This window comes from Streptomyces sp. NPDC059852, from assembly GCF_042731455.1.
In the GTDB taxonomy this organism is placed as follows: domain Bacteria; phylum Actinomycetota; class Actinomycetes; order Streptomycetales; family Streptomycetaceae; genus Streptomyces.
This window is the reverse complement of sequence record NZ_JBHWJK010000006.1, coordinates 227931-242947: the sequence shown is the minus strand read 5'-3', so window position 1 is coordinate 242947 and position 15017 is coordinate 227931. Positions and strand designations below refer to the sequence as shown.

At 72.0% G+C, this 15017-nt stretch carries 13 protein-coding genes; 11 read left to right on the top strand and 2 right to left on the bottom strand.

The window, feature by feature from the left end:
- The first annotated feature begins 119 nt into the window (after positions 1 to 119).
- Complete coding sequence (locus ACFV46_RS10685) at positions 120 to 1046, top strand: proline dehydrogenase family protein (RefSeq protein WP_361926870.1); 927 nt, start codon at positions 120 to 122, stop codon at positions 1044 to 1046.
- Between the two features lie 78 nt (positions 1047 to 1124).
- Complete coding sequence (gene pruA, locus ACFV46_RS10680) at positions 1125 to 2756, top strand: L-glutamate gamma-semialdehyde dehydrogenase (protein ID WP_361926873.1); 1632 nt, start codon at positions 1125 to 1127, stop codon at positions 2754 to 2756.
- Positions 2757 to 2820: 64 nt separating this feature from the next.
- Here the strand turns inward: pruA and ACFV46_RS10675 are convergent, their stop codons facing one another.
- Positions 2821 to 3027: a DUF5988 family protein gene (locus tag ACFV46_RS10675; protein ID WP_385497765.1), complete on the bottom strand. Its 207-nt coding sequence runs from the start codon at positions 3025 to 3027 to the stop codon at positions 2821 to 2823.
- A 338-nt stretch (positions 3028 to 3365) separates the two neighbouring features.
- Between ACFV46_RS10675 and ACFV46_RS10670 the strand changes: the two genes are divergently transcribed.
- The 3 genes from ACFV46_RS10670 to ACFV46_RS10660 all read left to right on the top strand — a co-directional run bounded on the left by ACFV46_RS10670 (position 3366) and on the right by ACFV46_RS10660 (position 5988).
- Positions 3366 to 3506, top strand: a complete 141-nt coding sequence (locus tag ACFV46_RS10670) for a hypothetical protein (protein WP_107115595.1) — start codon at positions 3366 to 3368, stop codon at positions 3504 to 3506.
- 84 nt (positions 3507 to 3590) lie between these two features.
- The gene (locus ACFV46_RS10665) at positions 3591 to 4634 is read left to right on the top strand and encodes a 3-isopropylmalate dehydrogenase (RefSeq protein WP_361926877.1); all 1044 of its coding nucleotides are present in this window, start codon (positions 3591 to 3593) and stop codon (positions 4632 to 4634) included.
- Positions 4635 to 4899: 265 nt separating this feature from the next.
- Positions 4900 to 5988, top strand: a complete 1089-nt coding sequence (locus ACFV46_RS10660) for a branched-chain amino acid aminotransferase (RefSeq protein ID WP_376727407.1) — start codon at positions 4900 to 4902, stop codon at positions 5986 to 5988.
- Here ACFV46_RS10660 and ACFV46_RS10655 read toward each other — a convergent pair.
- Positions 5985 to 7436: a cytosine permease gene (locus ACFV46_RS10655; RefSeq protein WP_376727406.1), complete on the bottom strand. Its 1452-nt coding sequence runs from the start codon at positions 7434 to 7436 to the stop codon at positions 5985 to 5987. The two genes, ACFV46_RS10660 and ACFV46_RS10655, sit on opposite strands and share 4 nt — an antisense overlap.
- Before the next feature lie 131 nt (positions 7437 to 7567).
- Between ACFV46_RS10655 and ureA the strand changes: the two genes are divergently transcribed.
- The 6 genes from ureA to ACFV46_RS10625 all read left to right on the top strand — a co-directional run bounded on the left by ureA (position 7568) and on the right by ACFV46_RS10625 (position 14952).
- The gene (gene ureA / locus ACFV46_RS10650) at positions 7568 to 8263 is read left to right on the top strand and encodes an urease subunit gamma (RefSeq protein ID WP_361926884.1); all 696 of its coding nucleotides are present in this window, start codon (positions 7568 to 7570) and stop codon (positions 8261 to 8263) included.
- The gene (locus tag ACFV46_RS10645) at positions 8260 to 9969 is read left to right on the top strand and encodes an urease subunit alpha (RefSeq protein ID WP_385497764.1); all 1710 of its coding nucleotides are present in this window, start codon (positions 8260 to 8262) and stop codon (positions 9967 to 9969) included. Before ureA ends, ACFV46_RS10645 begins: the two co-directional genes overlap by 4 nt.
- 9 nt (positions 9970 to 9978) lie before the next feature.
- Positions 9979 to 10998: an agmatine/peptidylarginine deiminase gene (locus ACFV46_RS10640; protein ID WP_385497763.1), complete on the top strand. Its 1020-nt coding sequence runs from the start codon at positions 9979 to 9981 to the stop codon at positions 10996 to 10998.
- Positions 10999 to 11009: 11 nt separating this feature from the next.
- Entirely contained in the window at positions 11010 to 11609 is a 600-nt protein-coding gene (locus ACFV46_RS10635) for a TetR/AcrR family transcriptional regulator (RefSeq protein ID WP_385497762.1), read from the top strand.
- Positions 11610 to 11934: 325 nt separating this feature from the next.
- On the top strand, positions 11935 to 13539 hold the full coding sequence (cimA, locus tag ACFV46_RS10630) for a citramalate synthase (protein ID WP_376727401.1): 1605 nt from the start codon (positions 11935 to 11937) through the stop codon (positions 13537 to 13539).
- A 54-nt stretch (positions 13540 to 13593) separates the two neighbouring features.
- Positions 13594 to 14952: a hypothetical protein gene (locus tag ACFV46_RS10625; protein WP_385497761.1), complete on the top strand. Its 1359-nt coding sequence runs from the start codon at positions 13594 to 13596 to the stop codon at positions 14950 to 14952.
- Positions 14953 to 15017: the final 65 nt, after the last annotated feature.

Here is a 15017-nt window from a genome sequence, read left to right as displayed (position 1 = left end):
TGCGTGACAGCTGTCGATGGCCCACGATCGGAGGGATCCCTAGGTTTCACGGTGGTTCTCCGTGCCGTACCCGAATGGTCGGGATCGCGGCCGCCTTTCGTTGTCTGTGGAGGTGCCCCGTGCTGGGTCCCGTGATTCTCGCCGCGTCGCGCAGCGACCGGATGCGACGCCTGATCTCGGCGGCCCCGGTGACGAAGCAGGTCGTCGACCGGTTCATCCCCGGCGAGACCGTCGACGAGATCGTGCCGATCGTCCAGGAGCTCACCGGCAAGGGCCTGGAGCTGACCATGGACGTCGTCGGTGAGGACATCACCCGCCCCGAGCAGGCCGCCGCCGCGCGGGACGCCTATCTGCGCCTCGTCGACCGGATCAAGGACCTGGAACTCGGCGAGCGCGTCGAGATGTCCGTGAAGCTCTCCATGTTCGGCCAGGCGCTGGAGGGCGGCCACGAGCTCGCCCTCGCCAACGTCCGCCCCGTGGTCGAGGCCGCCGCCGCCATCGGCACCACGGTCACGCTGGACGCGGAGGACCACACCACCCTCGACTCGATGTTCGCCATCCACGAGGAGCTGCGGAAGGACTTCCCCCGGACCGGCTGCGTCATCCAGGCCTACCTGTTCCGCACCGAGGACGACGCCCGCCGCCTCGCCGCGAACGGCAGCCGGGTCCGCCTGGTCAAGGGCGCCTACAAGGAGCCCGCCGAGGTCGCCCTCCAGCGCAAGCAGGACATCGACAAGGCGTACGTCCGGATCCTCAAGATCCTGATGGAGGGCTCCGGGTACCCGATGATCGGCTCCCACGACCCCCGGCTGATCTCCATCGGGCAGGAGCTCGCCCGGCGCGCCGGGCGCAAACTGGACGAGTACGAGTTCCAGATGCTGTACGGCATCCGCAGCGACGAGCACCTGCGCCTGGCCGCCGAGGGCCACCGCATGCGCGTCTACACGGCCTACGGCACCGACTGGTACGGCTATTTCATGCGGCGGCTCGCGGAGAAGCCCGCCAACCTGCGGTTCTTCGTCCGCTCCATGGTCAGCAAGGGCTGAGCCCCCGCACAGCGGCCCGACCCCCGGCCCCTGCACAACGGCTCGACACACACCGCTCAGTAAGGAGTTACGGAACCCATGGACGCTGTGACCCAGGTCCCCACCCCCGTCAACGAGCCGGTGCACGGCTACGCCCCCGGCTCGCCCGAGCGCGCCCGGCTGGAGGCCAAGCTCAAGGAGCTGGCCGAGAACCCGATCGACCTGCCGATGACCATCGGCGGTGAGAAGCGGATGGGCGGCGGCGAGCGGATCGACGTCGTGCAGCCGCACAACCACAAGGCCCGGCTCGGCACCTTCGGCACCGCCACCCGGCAGGACGCCCAGGACGCCATCGACGCGGCCCTCGCCGCCGCTCCCGGCTGGCGCGCCATGTCCTTCGACGACCGCGCCGCGATCATCCTGCGCGCCGCCGAGCTGCTGGCCGGCCCCTGGCGCGAGACGCTGGCCGCCTCCACCATGCTCGGCCAGTCCAAGACCGCCCAGCAGGCCGAGATCGACACCCCCTGCGAGCTCGTCGACTTCTGGCGCTTCAACGTCAAGTACGCGCGTGACCTGCTCGCCGAGCAGCCCCCGGCGAACTCCCCGGGCGTCTGGAACCGCCTCGACCACCGCCCGCTGGAGGGCTTCGTCTACGCGATCACGCCGTTCAACTTCACGGCCATCGCGGGCAACCTGCCGACCGCGCCCGCGCTCATGGGCAACGTCGTCGTCTGGAAGCCGTCCCCGACGCAGACCCACGCCGCCGTGCTGCTGATGCAGCTCCTGGAGGAGGCCGGTCTGCCCAAGGGCGTCATCAACCTCGTCACCGGCGACGGCATCGAGGTCTCCAAGGTGGCGCTGGAGCACCGCGACCTCGCGGGCATCCACTTCACCGGCTCGACCAAGACCTTCCAGTACCTGTGGAAGACGGTCGGCAACAACATCGAGAAGTACCGCTCGTACCCGCGCATCGTCGGCGAGACCGGCGGCAAGGACTTCGTCGTCGCCCACCCGAGCGCCGACCGCGCGGTCCTGAAGACCGCCCTGACCCGCGGCGCCTTCGAGTACCAGGGCCAGAAGTGCTCGGCGACCTCCCGGGCGTACATCCCGGCGTCGATCTGGAACTCGGGCTTCAAGGAGGAGTTCGCGGCCGAGGTCGACTACCTGACCATGGGTGACGTCACCGACCTGTCGAACTTCATCGGCGCCGTCATCGACGAGCGCGCCTTCGCCAAGAACAAGGCCGCCATCGACCGCGCCCAGGCCGACCCGTCCTGCACGATCGTCGCGGGCGGCTCCTACGACGACTCGGTCGGCTACTTCGTCCGCCCGACCGTCATCGAGTGCGACGACCCGGAGAACGAGGTCTTCACGACCGAGTACTTCGGCCCGATCCTCGCCGTGCACGTCTACGAGGACGACAGGTACGAGGAGATGCTGGACCAGATGGAGTCGGTGTCCGCGTACGCGCTGACCGGCTCGGTCATCTCGACCGACCGCGCGGCGACCGCGTACACCATGGAGAAGCTGCGCTACGCGGCCGGCAACTTCTACATCAACGACAAGTCGACCGGCGCCGTCGTCGGCCAGCAGCCCTTCGGTGGCGGCCGTGCCTCCGGCACCAACGACAAGGCCGGCGCCCCGCAGAACCTGATGCGCTGGACGCTGACCCGCGCCATCAAGGAGACGCTGGTCCCGCCGACCGACTACGGGTACCCGCACATGGGCTGACCGTCCGAGGTGCGTGACGAGGGGCCGGGCGCCGTGCGCCCGGCCCCTCTGCGTCTCCGTCCCGCTAGCCGGGCATCTCCGTGCGCTCCCACCACTCGTACACCGGCAGCTCCCCGTGCGGGGTGTCCGTGCGGCGCGAGGTCGGCCGGAAGTGCTCGTAGCCGCCTCGCAGTTCGACTTTCACGTCCGGGCCGGGGGACGGGGCGGGGACGACGCGGTCGGGCAGATCGTCCGGGCCGCCTTCCAGGAACACCTTCGCCGTGTCGTTCATGCGTCCAGCGTTCCCCGGGCGGCGCGGCACCGCCTCCCGGACCGGCCGGAGGATCAGCCGACCGGCTGACGCGCTCTGCCGGGTGGACCAGGAAACCGCAGCTCAGCGTGGTGAGGCCCGATCCGCCGTCTCAGATAGTAGGAAGTCCGAGTAATTGTGGAGACAGATGCGCCCGGCTCCCTTAGCTTTGTAGGAGCCGAACGTCTCGCTCGATCCAGCGAATGGCGGTCGTGAGCCGGGCCCCGTGCAGGCAACCCCTGCGGCACCGCTCCCCGCCCCTTCCGGCGTCTCGTAACCCCTCCCCGCACTCCCGTGCTTGCCGAAGGAGTCGATTTCCCATGGCCGAGACGACCGCCCGCCGTCGAGTCCGTCACCTCTCCCGCACCAGCGACAGCGACCGCAAGAACGCCGCGGCCGCCCTCCAGCGCGCCCTCGACCGCAGGGACAACGGGGGCGCCACCGGCCACCAGGCCGCGTAGCCCCGGCCCTCGTCCGCCCGACACACGTTGTCCGTATGGCGGACGGCGTGTGTCATCCCATGGGACGAGCAGTAGGGTGCCGACATGTCTCGCAGCATCGATCTCGCAGTGATCCCCGGTGACGGCATCGGCCAGGAGGTCGTGGCCGAAGGCCTGAAGGTCCTCTCCGCCGTCCTCCCGCAGGATGTGAAGCTGGAGACCAAGGAGTACGACTTCGGCGCCCGGCGCTACCACGCCACCGGTGAGACCCTCACCGACGCCGACCTCGACGCCCTCAAGGCCCACGACGCGATCCTGCTCGGCGCGATCGGCGACCCGTCCGTGCCGTCCGGCGTCCTGGAGCGCGGCTTCCTGCTGAAGCTCCGCTTCGCCTTCGACCACCACGTCAACCTGCGTCCCTCGAAGCTGCTTCCGGGCGTGGCCACCCCGCTCGCCGGTGAGCCGAGCATCGACTTCGTCGTGGTCCGCGAGGGCACCGAGGGCCCGTACACCGGCAACGGCGGCACCATCCGCAAGGGCACCGAGCACGAGGTCGCCACCGAGGTCTCCGTCAACACGGCCTTCGGCGTCGAGCGTGTCGTCCGGGACGCCTTCGCCCGCGCCCAGGCCCGCCCGCGCAAGAAGCTCGCGCTGATCCACAAGAACAACGTGCTGACCTTCGCCGGTCACCTGTGGACCGACGTCTTCAACCGGGTGGCCGAGGAGTTCCCCGAGGTCACCACCGAGTACATGCACGTCGACGCGGCCACCATCTACCTGGTGACCCAGCCCGAGCGGTTCGACGTGATCGTCACCGACAACCTCTTCGGCGACATCATCACCGACCTCGCCGCGGCCGTCTCCGGCGGCATCGGCGTCGCCGCGAGCGGCAACATCAACCCCTCCGGCACGTACCCCTCGATGTTCGAGCCGGTCCACGGTTCCGCGCCCGACATCGCCGGCCAGGGCAAGGCCGACCCCACCGCCACGGTGCTGTCGGTCGCCCTGCTCCTGCGCCACCTCGGCTACGAGGCCGAGGCCGCCCGGATCGACGAGGCGGTCTCCGCCGACCTGGCCGAACGCACCGGCAAGCCCGCCCGCAGCACGTCGGAGATCGGCGACGCGCTGGCCGTACGAGTAGCCGGCTGACCCGCGCCGCTCGCCCACCTCGAAGCCGCCGGGTCACATCGCACCCGGCGGCTTCCGCATGTCCGCCGCCGGGTGACACCATCGACCCCGGGTCGCACACCACGCCGATCACACCGAACAGGCCGATTTCGTCCACGGCTCGCTCTTGCGATAATCGAACAAGGAGCCGCGGAATGAGGGAATGCTCGGACGTCCTAGCACTGGCCACGGGCAGTACAGGCGTGAGCGCGGCCCGTCACACACAACCGGTGAAGGACAACCACTCATGACGACGCCCACGATCGAGCTCAAGCCCTCCGCCAGCCCGCTCTCCTCCGCCGAGCGCGACGCGATCCTGGCCAACCCGGGGTTCGGCCGCCACTTCACCGACCACATGGTGACCATCAAGTGGACCGAGGGCCGTGGCTGGCACGACGGCCAGCTCGTGCCGTACGCGCCGCTCTCCCTCGACCCGGCCACCATGGTCCTGCACTACGCGCAGGAGATCTTCGAGGGCCTCAAGGCGTACCGCCGGCCGGACGGGACCGTCGCCACCTTCCGCCCCGAGAAGAACGCCGAGCGCTTCCAGCGCTCGGCCCGCCGCCTCGGCATGCCCGAGCTTCCGGTCGAGACGTTCATCGAGGCGTGCGACGCGCTGGTGAGGCAGGACCAGGGGTGGGTCCCGGCGCACGGCGGCGAGGAGTCGCTTTACCTGCGTCCGTTCATGTTCGCCACCGAGGTCGGCCTGGGCGTCAAGCCCGCCGGCGAGTACCTGTTCATCGTCATCGCCTCCCCGGCCGGCGCCTACTTCCCGGGCGGCGTCCAGCCGGTGTCGATCTGGGTCTCCGAGGACCACGTCCGCGCGGTGCCCGGCGGCATGGGCGACGCCAAGACCGGCGGCAACTACGCGGCCTCCCTGCTGGCCCAGGCCGAGGCGGCCGCCGAGGGCTGCGCCCAGGTCTGCTACCTCGACGCGGTCGAGCGCAAGTGGGTCGAGGAACTCGGCGGCATGAACCTGTACTTCGTGTACGGCGACCGGATCGTCACCCCGTCCCTCACCGGCTCCATCCTGGAGGGCGTCACCCGTGACTCCCTGCTCCAGGTCGCCCGTGACCTCGGCTACACGGCCGAGGAGGGCCGGGTCTCCGTCGACCAGTGGCAGCGCGACTCCGAGAACGGAACCCTCACCGAGGTCTTCGCCTGCGGCACCGCCGCGGTGATCACCCCCGTCGGCACCGTCAAGCGCACCGGCGCCCAGTGGCAGCAGGGCGGGGGCGAGCCCGGCGAGGTGACGATGAAGCTGCGCCAGGCCCTCCTCGACATCCAGCGCGGCACGGCCGAGGACCGGCACGGCTGGATGCACAAGCTGGCCTAATCGCCGGACGGGACCTTCACGGCCGCCGCGGACCCCGTGTCCACGGCGGCCGTTCCGTCCGCACCCGCGCCGCCGCGGCCGGTCAGCAGCGCGTACGCCACGCCTCCCACCAGCCCCGACAGCAGGAAGCTGCAGTCCACCCCGCCCGTCAGGCCCAGCAGCGGCCCCTCGTACGACGGCAGTGCGACCGCCAGCACGCCCACCACCGCGCCCAGCGCCCAGGACACCGTCGCCCGCACGTTCCAGCCGGCCCGGTACCAGTAGATCCCGCCCCGCGCCCGGCGGTTGAACACCTGGAGCGCCTCCGCGTCGTACACGCCCCGGCAGCGGACGAAGCCGATGAGGGTGATCACCGCCCAGGGCGTGCCGATCGCCGTCAGCAGCAGGACGAACGACGTCATGGCGTCCTGGGTGCTGGAGGCGTAGTGACCGGCGAAGACGCACACGGTGGCGACGACGGCGACCGCGTACGTGGCCGTCGCGCGGGAGGCGCGCGGCAGGATCGCGTCCAGGTCCAGGCCCATGGAGTAGAGCATCAGGCCCGCGTTGCCGACCGACCCGGCCGAGGCGGCCAGCAGCAGCGGCAGCAGGTACCAGCCGGGGGAGGCGTCGACCAGCGGTCCCGCGTAGTCTAGGGCCGCGCGCGCCGCGTACGCCGTGAAGGTGCCGAAGAGCTGCGGCACCAGCAGGCCCAGGATCAGGCCGAGCCAGGTCGCGTGCAGCACCCGGCGCGCGGAGTGGCGGGCCGGTGAGATGTAGCGGGTGTAGTCGCCGAGCAGGGTGATGAAGGCGATCGGCCCCGACAGACCGGCCGCGACCGCCGCCAGCAGCCAGGTCGGCCAGAAGCCGCCCAGCAGATAGCCACCCGCCTCCGGCAGCGCGGCCGTCGTGAAGTGCGGGGCGTAGGCGGCCACGCCGAGGACCAGCAGGGCCGTCATGCCGAACGCGAGGACGCGGGACATGGCGAGCAGTACGCGGTAGCCGTACACCGCGCCCGCGACGGTCGCGGCGGCCAGCAGCGCGTAGACCACCCCGTACGAGACGTCGTTCGCCGGCATGCCGGTCAGGCGGCCGAGGACGCCCACCATGACGTCACCGCCGATCCACACGGTGAGCGCGGAGTACCCGAGTGCCAGCAGCAGTCCGACCACCGAGCCGACCAGGCGGCCGCGCACCCCGAACTGGGCGCCGGAGGAGGTCGACAGGTTGGTCGCCGTGCGCAGCGAGACGAGGGCCAGCGGGGCGGTGAGGACCGTACCGGCCAGGGTGCCGAGCACGATCGAGCTGACCGAGGCCCACCAGCCGAGCCCGAACGACGGCGGCAGCCAGCCGAAGACGATCACGCCGAGGCAGAGGTTCGATCCGAGCAGGATCGAGACGAGGTCCTTCGGCCCGCTGGTGCGTTCCTCCTCCGGGATGGTGTCGACTCCGCGCTGTTCCCTCGGCATGGCTGATCTCCCTCGGTTAGAGTGGCGTTCAATCTGAGGGAGGATGCTGGTCGCCGTCAACCCTTGGATTGCAGGCGATCCGATGTTTAGAGTGGCGATCTAACTTCTGTCAGGCAAGGAGAGGCCGCGGCATGAGACTGACGCCCACGGAACGTGACCGGCTGCTGCTCTTCGGCGCCGCGGAACTGGCGCGGGCCCGCCGTGCCCGCGGACTGCGCCTGAACGTCCCCGAGGCGACCGCGCTCATCGCGGACACGGTGTGCGAGGCCGCCCGCGACGGCGCCCGGCTCGCCGAGGCGATCGAGCGGGCCCGCTCCGTGCTCGGCCCGGACGACGTGCTGCCCGGCGTCGCGGACGTCGTCACCGAGGTGCAGGTCGAGGCCGTCTTCGACGACGGCTCCCGGCTCGCGGTGGTCACCGACCCGATCGGCGGCGGCCTCGGCGACCGCGCCCCCGGTGCCCTGCTGCCCGGCCCCGGACACGAGGAGCCGGCGCCGGCCCTGCGGCTGACGGTCACCAACACCGCCGACGTGCCGGTCTCCGTCACCTCCCACTTCCACTTCTTCGAGGCCAACCCGCGCCTGGACTTCCCCCGCGCGCGGGCGTACGGGATGCGGCTCGCCGTGCCCGCCGGGTCCTCCGTCCGGTTCGGGCCGGGGGAGAGCGCCGAGGTCGGGCTGGTGCCCCTCGGCGGCGACCGGATCGCCATCGGCTTCGCGGGCCTCGTCGACGGGCCGCTGGACGCGCCCGGCGCCCGCGAGGAGGCCCTGCGCCGCGCCGCCGCCTGCGGCTACCTGGGCGTCCCCGGGAAGGAGGCCGGCCGATGAGCCGTCCCGGAGGACACCCCGCCGAGGCCCGCCACCTCACCCCGCACGAGTACGCCGCCACCCACGGCCCCCGCGCCGGCGACCGCGTCCGGCTCGGCGACTCGGGGCTGACCGTCCGCGTCGAGTCCGACTCCCAGCGCCCCGGCGACGAGTTCCTCGCCGGGTTCGGCAAGACCGCCCGGGACGGGCTGCACCTGAAGGCCGCGTCGGTCCGGGAGACGTGCGACGTCGTCATCAGCAACGTCGTGGTCGTCGACGCGGTCCTCGGCATCCGCAAGGTGTCCATCGGCATCCGGCAGGGGCGGATCAGCGCCATCGGGCGGGCCGGGAACCCGGACACCCTCGACGGCGTCGACGTCGTGGTCGGCACCGGCACGTCGATCGTCTCCGGCGAAGGGCTGATCGCCACCGCGGGCGCCGTCGACACCCATGTCCACCTGCTGTCGCCGCGCGTCATGGAGGCGTCGCTCGCCTCCGGCGTCACCACGATCATCGGCCAGGAGTTCGGGCCGGTCTGGGGCGTCGGCGTCAACTCGCCCTGGGCGCTGCGGCATGCGTTCGGCGCCTTCGACGCCTGGCCGGTCAACATCGGCTTCCTCGCCCGGGGTTCCTCCTCCCACGGGGCACCCCTCGTCGAGGCGCTGGCCGAGGGCGGCGCCTCCGGCTTCAAGGTGCACGAGGACATGGGCGCCCACACCCGCGCCCTGGACACCGCGCTGCGCGTGGCCGAGGAGCACGACGTCCAGGTCGCCCTGCACAGCGACGGCCTCAATGAGTGCCTGTCCGTCGAGGACACCCTGAAGGTCCTGGAGGGCCGCACCATCCACGCCTTCCACATCGAGGGCTGCGGCGGCGGGCACGTCCCGAACGTCCTGAAGATGGCGGGCGTGCCGAACGTCATCGGGTCCTCCACCAACCCGACCCTGCCGTTCGGCAGGGACGCCGTCGCCGAGCACTACGGCATGATCGTCTCCGTCCACGACCTCAAGACCGACCTGCCCGGCGACGCCGCCATGGCCCGCGACCGCATCCGCGCCGGGACCATGGGCGCCGAGGACGTCCTGCACGACCTGGGCGCCATCGGCATCACCTCGTCCGACGCGCAGGGCATGGGCCGGGCCGGCGAGACCGTCCGGCGCACCCTCGCGATGGCCGGGAAGATGAAAGCCCAGTTCGGGGCGCCCGGGGACCACGACAACGAGCGCGTCCTGCGCTACGTCGCCAAGCTGACGATCAACCCCGCGATCGCCCACGGCCTCGCCCACGAGGTCGGCTCCCTGGAGGTCGGCAAGCTCGCCGACATCGTGCTGTGGCGCCCCGAGTACTTCGGCGCCAAACCGCAGCTCGTCCTCAAGGCCGGCTTCCCGGCGTACGGGGTGGTCGGCGACCCCAACGCGGCCACCGACACCTGCGAACCGCTCGTGCTCGGCCCGCAGTTCGGGGCGTACGGCGCCACGCCCGCCGACCTCTCGGTCGCCTTCGTCGCGCAGGCCGCCCTCGACCAGGGCGGGGACTCGATGCCGACCCGCAGGCGCCGGGTCGCCGTGCGCGGCACCCGAGGCATCGGCCCCGCCGACCTGCGCCTGAACACCCGTGTCGGAGCGGTCGACGTCGACCGGCGCACCGGTCTGGTCACCCTCGACGGGGAGCCGCTGCGCTCGGAGCCCGCCGACTCCGTCTCCCTCAACCGCCTGTACTTCCTCTAGGACGTGGTGATGACCTTCCGCATGCCCCCCGAGTGGGCCCCGCACGAGCGCACCTGGATGGCCTGGCCCCGTCCCAACCCGACCTTCACCACCGACGCCGAACTCTCCGCGGCCCGCGCCGCCTGGGCCGAAGTCGCCCGTGCTGTACGCCGGTTCGAGCCCGTGACCATGGTCCACGCCCCCGGCGACGCCGACTCCGCCCGCGAACTGCTCGGCCCTGACGTGGAGCTGGCCGAGGGAGACCTCGACGACGCGTGGATGCGGGACATCGGCCCCACCTTCGTCCAGGACGAGGACGGACGGCTCGCCGCCGTGGACTGGGTGTTCAACGGCTGGGGCGGCCAGGACTGGGCCCGCTGGGAGCACGACGCGGGCATCGCCCGCCATGTCGCCGGCCTCGCGGGCGTCCCCGTCCACTCCTCGCCGCTGGTCAACGAGGGCGGCGCCCTCCACGTCGACGGCGAGGGCACGGTCCTGCTGACCGACACCGTCCAGCTCGGCGCCGGACGCAACCCCGGCTGGACCCGCGAGAAGGTCGAGGCGGAGATCCACGCCCGGCTCGGCACCACCAAGGCGATCTGGCTCCCGCACGGCCTGTCCGGCGACTACGGGACGTACGGCACCCAGGGCCACGTCGACATCGTCGCCGCCTTCGCCGGGCCCGGCACCGTCGTCGTCCACAGCCAGCGTGATCCCGACCACCCGGACCACGCCCGCTCCCTGGAGTATCTGGAGATCCTGCGCGGCGCGACCGACGCCCGGGGACGCCGCCTGGAGGTCGTCGAGGTGCCCGCGCCGACCGTGCTCCGGGACGAGGACGGCCACTGGGTCGACTACTCCTACATCAACCACTACGTCTGCAACGGCGGCGTCGTGCTGTGCGCCTTCGACGACCCGCACGACGAGATCGCGGCCGGCATCCTGCGCCGCCTGTACCCCGGGCGCACGGTCACCCTGGTGGACGCCCGTACCATCTTCGCGGGCGGTGGAGGCATCCACTGCATCACCCAGCAGCAGCCGAAACCCTAGGAGCCTGACCCATGGCCGGTGCGCGCCGGAACGCCCCGCCGCGCGAGCGGGTCCTGGCCGCCGCCATGGAGATGATCGCCGAGCGCGGACTGGAGAAGCTGACCATGGCCGCGCTCGGCCGCGAGGTCGGCATGAGCAGCGGCCACCTCCTGTACTACTTCCACTCCAAGGACGAGCTGCTGCTGCGCACCCTGGAGTGGAGCGAGGGCCGGCTCGGCGCCGAACGCGGCCGGCTGCTCGCCCGGGGCGACTCCGCGCGGGAACGGCTCGACGCCTATGTCGACCTGTACGTCCCCGACGGCCGGGGCGACCCGCACTGGACTCTGTGGCTGGAGGTCTGGAACCGCTCGCAGAACGCCGACGACGACGCCCGGGACCGGCAGGCCGCCATCGAGGGCGCCTGGCACCGGGACCTCGTGGCCCTCGTCGCGGAGGGCATCTCGCGCGGGGAGTTCCGGGCGGTCGACCCGGACCGCTTCGCCGCCCGGCTGCGGGCCCTCCTCGACGGCTTCTCCATCCATGTGGCGATCGGCCTGCGCGGCACCGACCGCGCCCGGATCCTGCGCCATGTGCGCGAGTTCCTCGACGACACCCTCCTCGGGGACGCCTGAGACCCCCACCGCCGATGATCAGCACAGTGTTCGCATCCTGAGACGGACGGTGAGCGCGGGGTGGAGGTGTGCCAGACTGCCTCCGTGCTCTCGTTCGCCATGATTATTGGCAGCAGGCGCGCCGGTCCGCAGTGACCACCACGTACGACCAGGTACGGGTGGACACCGTCGTCCTCGACCCGCGCGCAGACCTCTCGCACCCGCGAGGGGTTTTTCTGTTTCCCGGCCCACCCGCAGCCGGGCGGAGAGCGTGAGGGACCATAGGTGGGGGCGGTGGAGCCGGTCATTCCGGTAGACCGAGATCCAGTACAGGAGCCTTACGACCATGACGCCGACCAACGAGCTCGACGACTCGTTCCACGTCTTCGACACCACCTTGCGCGACGGCGCCCAGCGGGAGGGCATCAACCTCACCGTCGCCGACAAGCTGGCCATCGCCCGGCACCTGGACGACTTCGGCGTGGGATTCATCGAGGGCGGCTGGCCCGGCGCCAACCCGCGCGACACCGAGTTCTTCGCCCGCGCCCAGCAGGAGATCGAGTTCCGGCACGCCCAGCTCGTCGCCTTCGGCGCCACCCGGCGCGCGGGCGGCAAGGCGTCCGAGGACCCGCAGGTCAAGGCGCTGCTGGAGTCCGGCGCCCCGGTGATCACCCTGGTCGCCAAGTCCCACGACCGGCACGTCGAGCTGGCGCTGCGCACCACCCTCGACGAGAACCTGGAGATGGTCCGCGACACCGTCTCGTACCTGGTCGGCGAGGGCCGCCGCGTCTTCGTGGACTGCGAGCACTTCTTCGACGGCTACCGCGCGAACCCCGAGTACGCCAAGTCCGTCGTACGGACCGCCTCCGAGGCCGGCGCCGACGTCGTCATCCTCTGCGACACCAACGGCGGCATGCTCCCCGCGCAGGTCCAGGCGGTCGTCTCCACCGTCCTCGCCGACACCGGCGCCCGGCTCGGCATCCACGCCCAGGACGACACCGGCTGCGCGGTCGCCAACACCCTCGCCGCCGTCGACGCGGGCGCCACCCACGTCCAGTGCACGGCCAACGGCTACGGCGAGCGCGTCGGCAACGCCAACCTCTTCCCGGTCGTCGCCGCCCTGGAGCTCAAGTACGGCAAGAAGGTCCTGCCCGAGGGCCGGCTGCGCGAGATGACCCGGATCTCGCACGCCATCGCCGAGGTCGTGAACCTCACCCCCTCCACGCACCAGCCGTACGTCGGCGTCTCCGCCTTCGCCCACAAGGCCGGACTGCACGCCTCCGCGATCAAGGTCGACCCGGACCTGTACCAGCACATCGACCCCGAGCGGGTCGGCAACACCATGCGGATGCTGGTCTCCGACATGGCCGGCCGCGCCTCCGTCGAGCTCAAGGGCAAGGAGCTCGGTATCGACCTCGGCGGCGACCGCGAGCTGGTCGGCCGGGTCGTCGAGCGGGTCAAGGAGCGCGAGCTCAGGGGCTACACCTACGAAGCCGCCGACGCGAGCTTCGAGCTGCTGCTGCGCGCCGAGGTCGAGGGCAGGCCGCTGAAGTACTTCGACGTCGAGTCCTGGCGCGCGATCGTCGAGGACCGCCCCGACGGCAGCCACGCCAACGAGGCCACCGTCAAGCTCTTCGCCAAGGGCGAGCGGATCGTCGCCACCGCGGAGGGCAACGGCCCGGTCAACGCCCTCGACCGCGCGCTGCGGGTCGCCCTGGAGAAGATCTACCCCCAGCTCGCCGCCCTCGACCTCGTGGACTACAAGGTCCGCATCCTGGAGGGCGTCCACGGCACCCAGTCCACGACCCGCGTCCTGATCTCCACGTCCGACGGGGCGGGCGAGTGGTCCACGGTCGGGGTGGCGGAGAACGTCATCGCCGCGTCCTGGCAGGCCCTGGAGGACGCCTACACCTACGGCCTGCTGCGGGCCGGGGTCGCACCCGCCCAGTGAGGGGCACGGCGGTCCCGGACGCCCGGGGCCGCCTCATCGGGTAGCGTCGAAGACATGAGGACTCCGCGCATGAGGGGCCTCATGCGCTCCCTGCTGGTGCCGGTCGCCGCCACCGCGATGGTGCTCCTGACCGGCCCGCCCGGCGCACATGCGGCCACGGACCTGTCCACAGTGGCCGAGGCGCTCCGCGAGGATCCCGTGTACGTCGATCCCGCCGCCTCGGACCAGCTGTCGTCGGCGGACGCCGAGGCGCTCTCCGACAAGATCAAGGACGCCGGAAGACCGGTCTTCGTGGCCGTCCTGCCCGCCGACCAGCCCAAGCGGGACATCTTCCTGAACCTGCGGACGGAGACCGGCATCACCGGCCTGTACGCCATCCGCAGCGGCGACCGCTTCGGCGCACGGGCCGACACGGTCGTCCTGCCCCCGCGCGGGGTGCAGAACCTCGTCACGGCCGTCCGGGGCGTCGACGACACCAAGGCCCAGCTGAACGACTTCGTCGACGCGGCGCTGCGCAGCGCCCGGGGCTCCGCCCCCGCCTCCTGGGGCGACGGCGGGGGAGGCGGCGTGGACACCGGCGGCCTGGTCGTCGCCGGGGTCGTGGTCGCGGCGGGCGGCGCGGGCGCCTACGCGCTGGTCCGGCGCAACCGGCGGCGCCACGAGGAGGAGCAGCGGGCGGGGCTGGAGAAGCTGCGGGTCGTCGTCGACGAGGACATCACCGCCTACGGCGAGGAACTCGACCGTCTCGACTTCCATCCGGCCGAACCCGGCGCCGACGACGCGATGCGCGGCGACTACGAACGCGCCCTCGACTCCTACGAGCAGGCCAAACGCCTGATGGACACCGCGCGCAGACCGGAGGACGTCAAGGCGGTCACCCAGGCCCTGGCGGACGGCCGCTTCTCCCTCGCCCTGCTGGCGGCCCGCCGGGAGGGCCGGCCGCTGCCCGAGCGCCGGCCGCCCTGCTTCTTCGACCCCCGCCACGGGCCGGCGGTGGCCGACGAGACCTGGACGCCGCCCGGTGGCGCCCCGCGCGAGGTGCCGGTGTGCGCGGCGGACCGGGCCCGGCTGGCCGACGGCCGCGATCCCCAGGTACGCGAGGTCGACACCGAGTACGGGCGGCGGCCGTACTGGGACGCCGGACCGGCGTACGGCCCCTGGGCGGGCGGCTACTTCGGCGGCGGCATCCTCCCCGGCCTGCTCATCGGCACCCTGCTGGGCAGCGTCATGGCGGGGCCGGCGTACGCGGCGGACTACGGGGCCGGGTACGGCGACTTCGGAGGCTACGGGGGCGGTGACGTCTCGGGTGCGGACTTCGACCCGGGCGACTTCGGCGGCGGCTTCGGCGACGGAGGCTTCGGGGGCGGTGGGGACTTCGGCGGGGGAGGCGGCTTCGACGGCGGCGGCTTCTGACGCGCGGGGGCCCGGCGTCCCCTGGACACCGGGCCCTTCGAGCGGAACGGTCGCGCGGGGCGCCG

Excerpts from the sequence above, each read along its gene's own strand:
- cimA (WP_376727401.1), top strand. The coding sequence starts at position 11,935 with ATGACGCCGACCAACGAGCTCGACGACTCGTTCCACGTCTTCGACACC.
- ACFV46_RS10660 (WP_376727407.1), top strand. The coding sequence starts at position 4,900 with ATGACGACGCCCACGATCGAGCTCAAGCCCTCCGCCAGCCCGCTCTCC.
- ACFV46_RS10645 (WP_385497764.1), top strand. The coding sequence starts at position 8,260 with ATGAGCCGTCCCGGAGGACACCCCGCCGAGGCCCGCCACCTCACCCCG.
- ACFV46_RS10675 (WP_385497765.1), bottom strand. The coding sequence starts at position 3,027 with ATGAACGACACGGCGAAGGTGTTCCTGGAAGGCGGCCCGGACGATCTG.
- ACFV46_RS10640 (WP_385497763.1), top strand. The coding sequence starts at position 9,979 with ATGACCTTCCGCATGCCCCCCGAGTGGGCCCCGCACGAGCGCACCTGG.
- ureA (WP_361926884.1), top strand. The coding sequence starts at position 7,568 with ATGAGACTGACGCCCACGGAACGTGACCGGCTGCTGCTCTTCGGCGCC.
- pruA (WP_361926873.1), top strand. The coding sequence starts at position 1,125 with ATGGACGCTGTGACCCAGGTCCCCACCCCCGTCAACGAGCCGGTGCAC.
- ACFV46_RS10635 (WP_385497762.1), top strand. The coding sequence starts at position 11,010 with ATGGCCGGTGCGCGCCGGAACGCCCCGCCGCGCGAGCGGGTCCTGGCC.
- ACFV46_RS10625 (WP_385497761.1), top strand. The coding sequence starts at position 13,594 with ATGAGGACTCCGCGCATGAGGGGCCTCATGCGCTCCCTGCTGGTGCCG.
- ACFV46_RS10670 (WP_107115595.1), top strand. The coding sequence starts at position 3,366 with ATGGCCGAGACGACCGCCCGCCGTCGAGTCCGTCACCTCTCCCGCACC.
- ACFV46_RS10665 (WP_361926877.1), top strand. The coding sequence starts at position 3,591 with ATGTCTCGCAGCATCGATCTCGCAGTGATCCCCGGTGACGGCATCGGC.
- ACFV46_RS10655 (WP_376727406.1), bottom strand. The coding sequence starts at position 7,436 with ATGCCGAGGGAACAGCGCGGAGTCGACACCATCCCGGAGGAGGAACGC.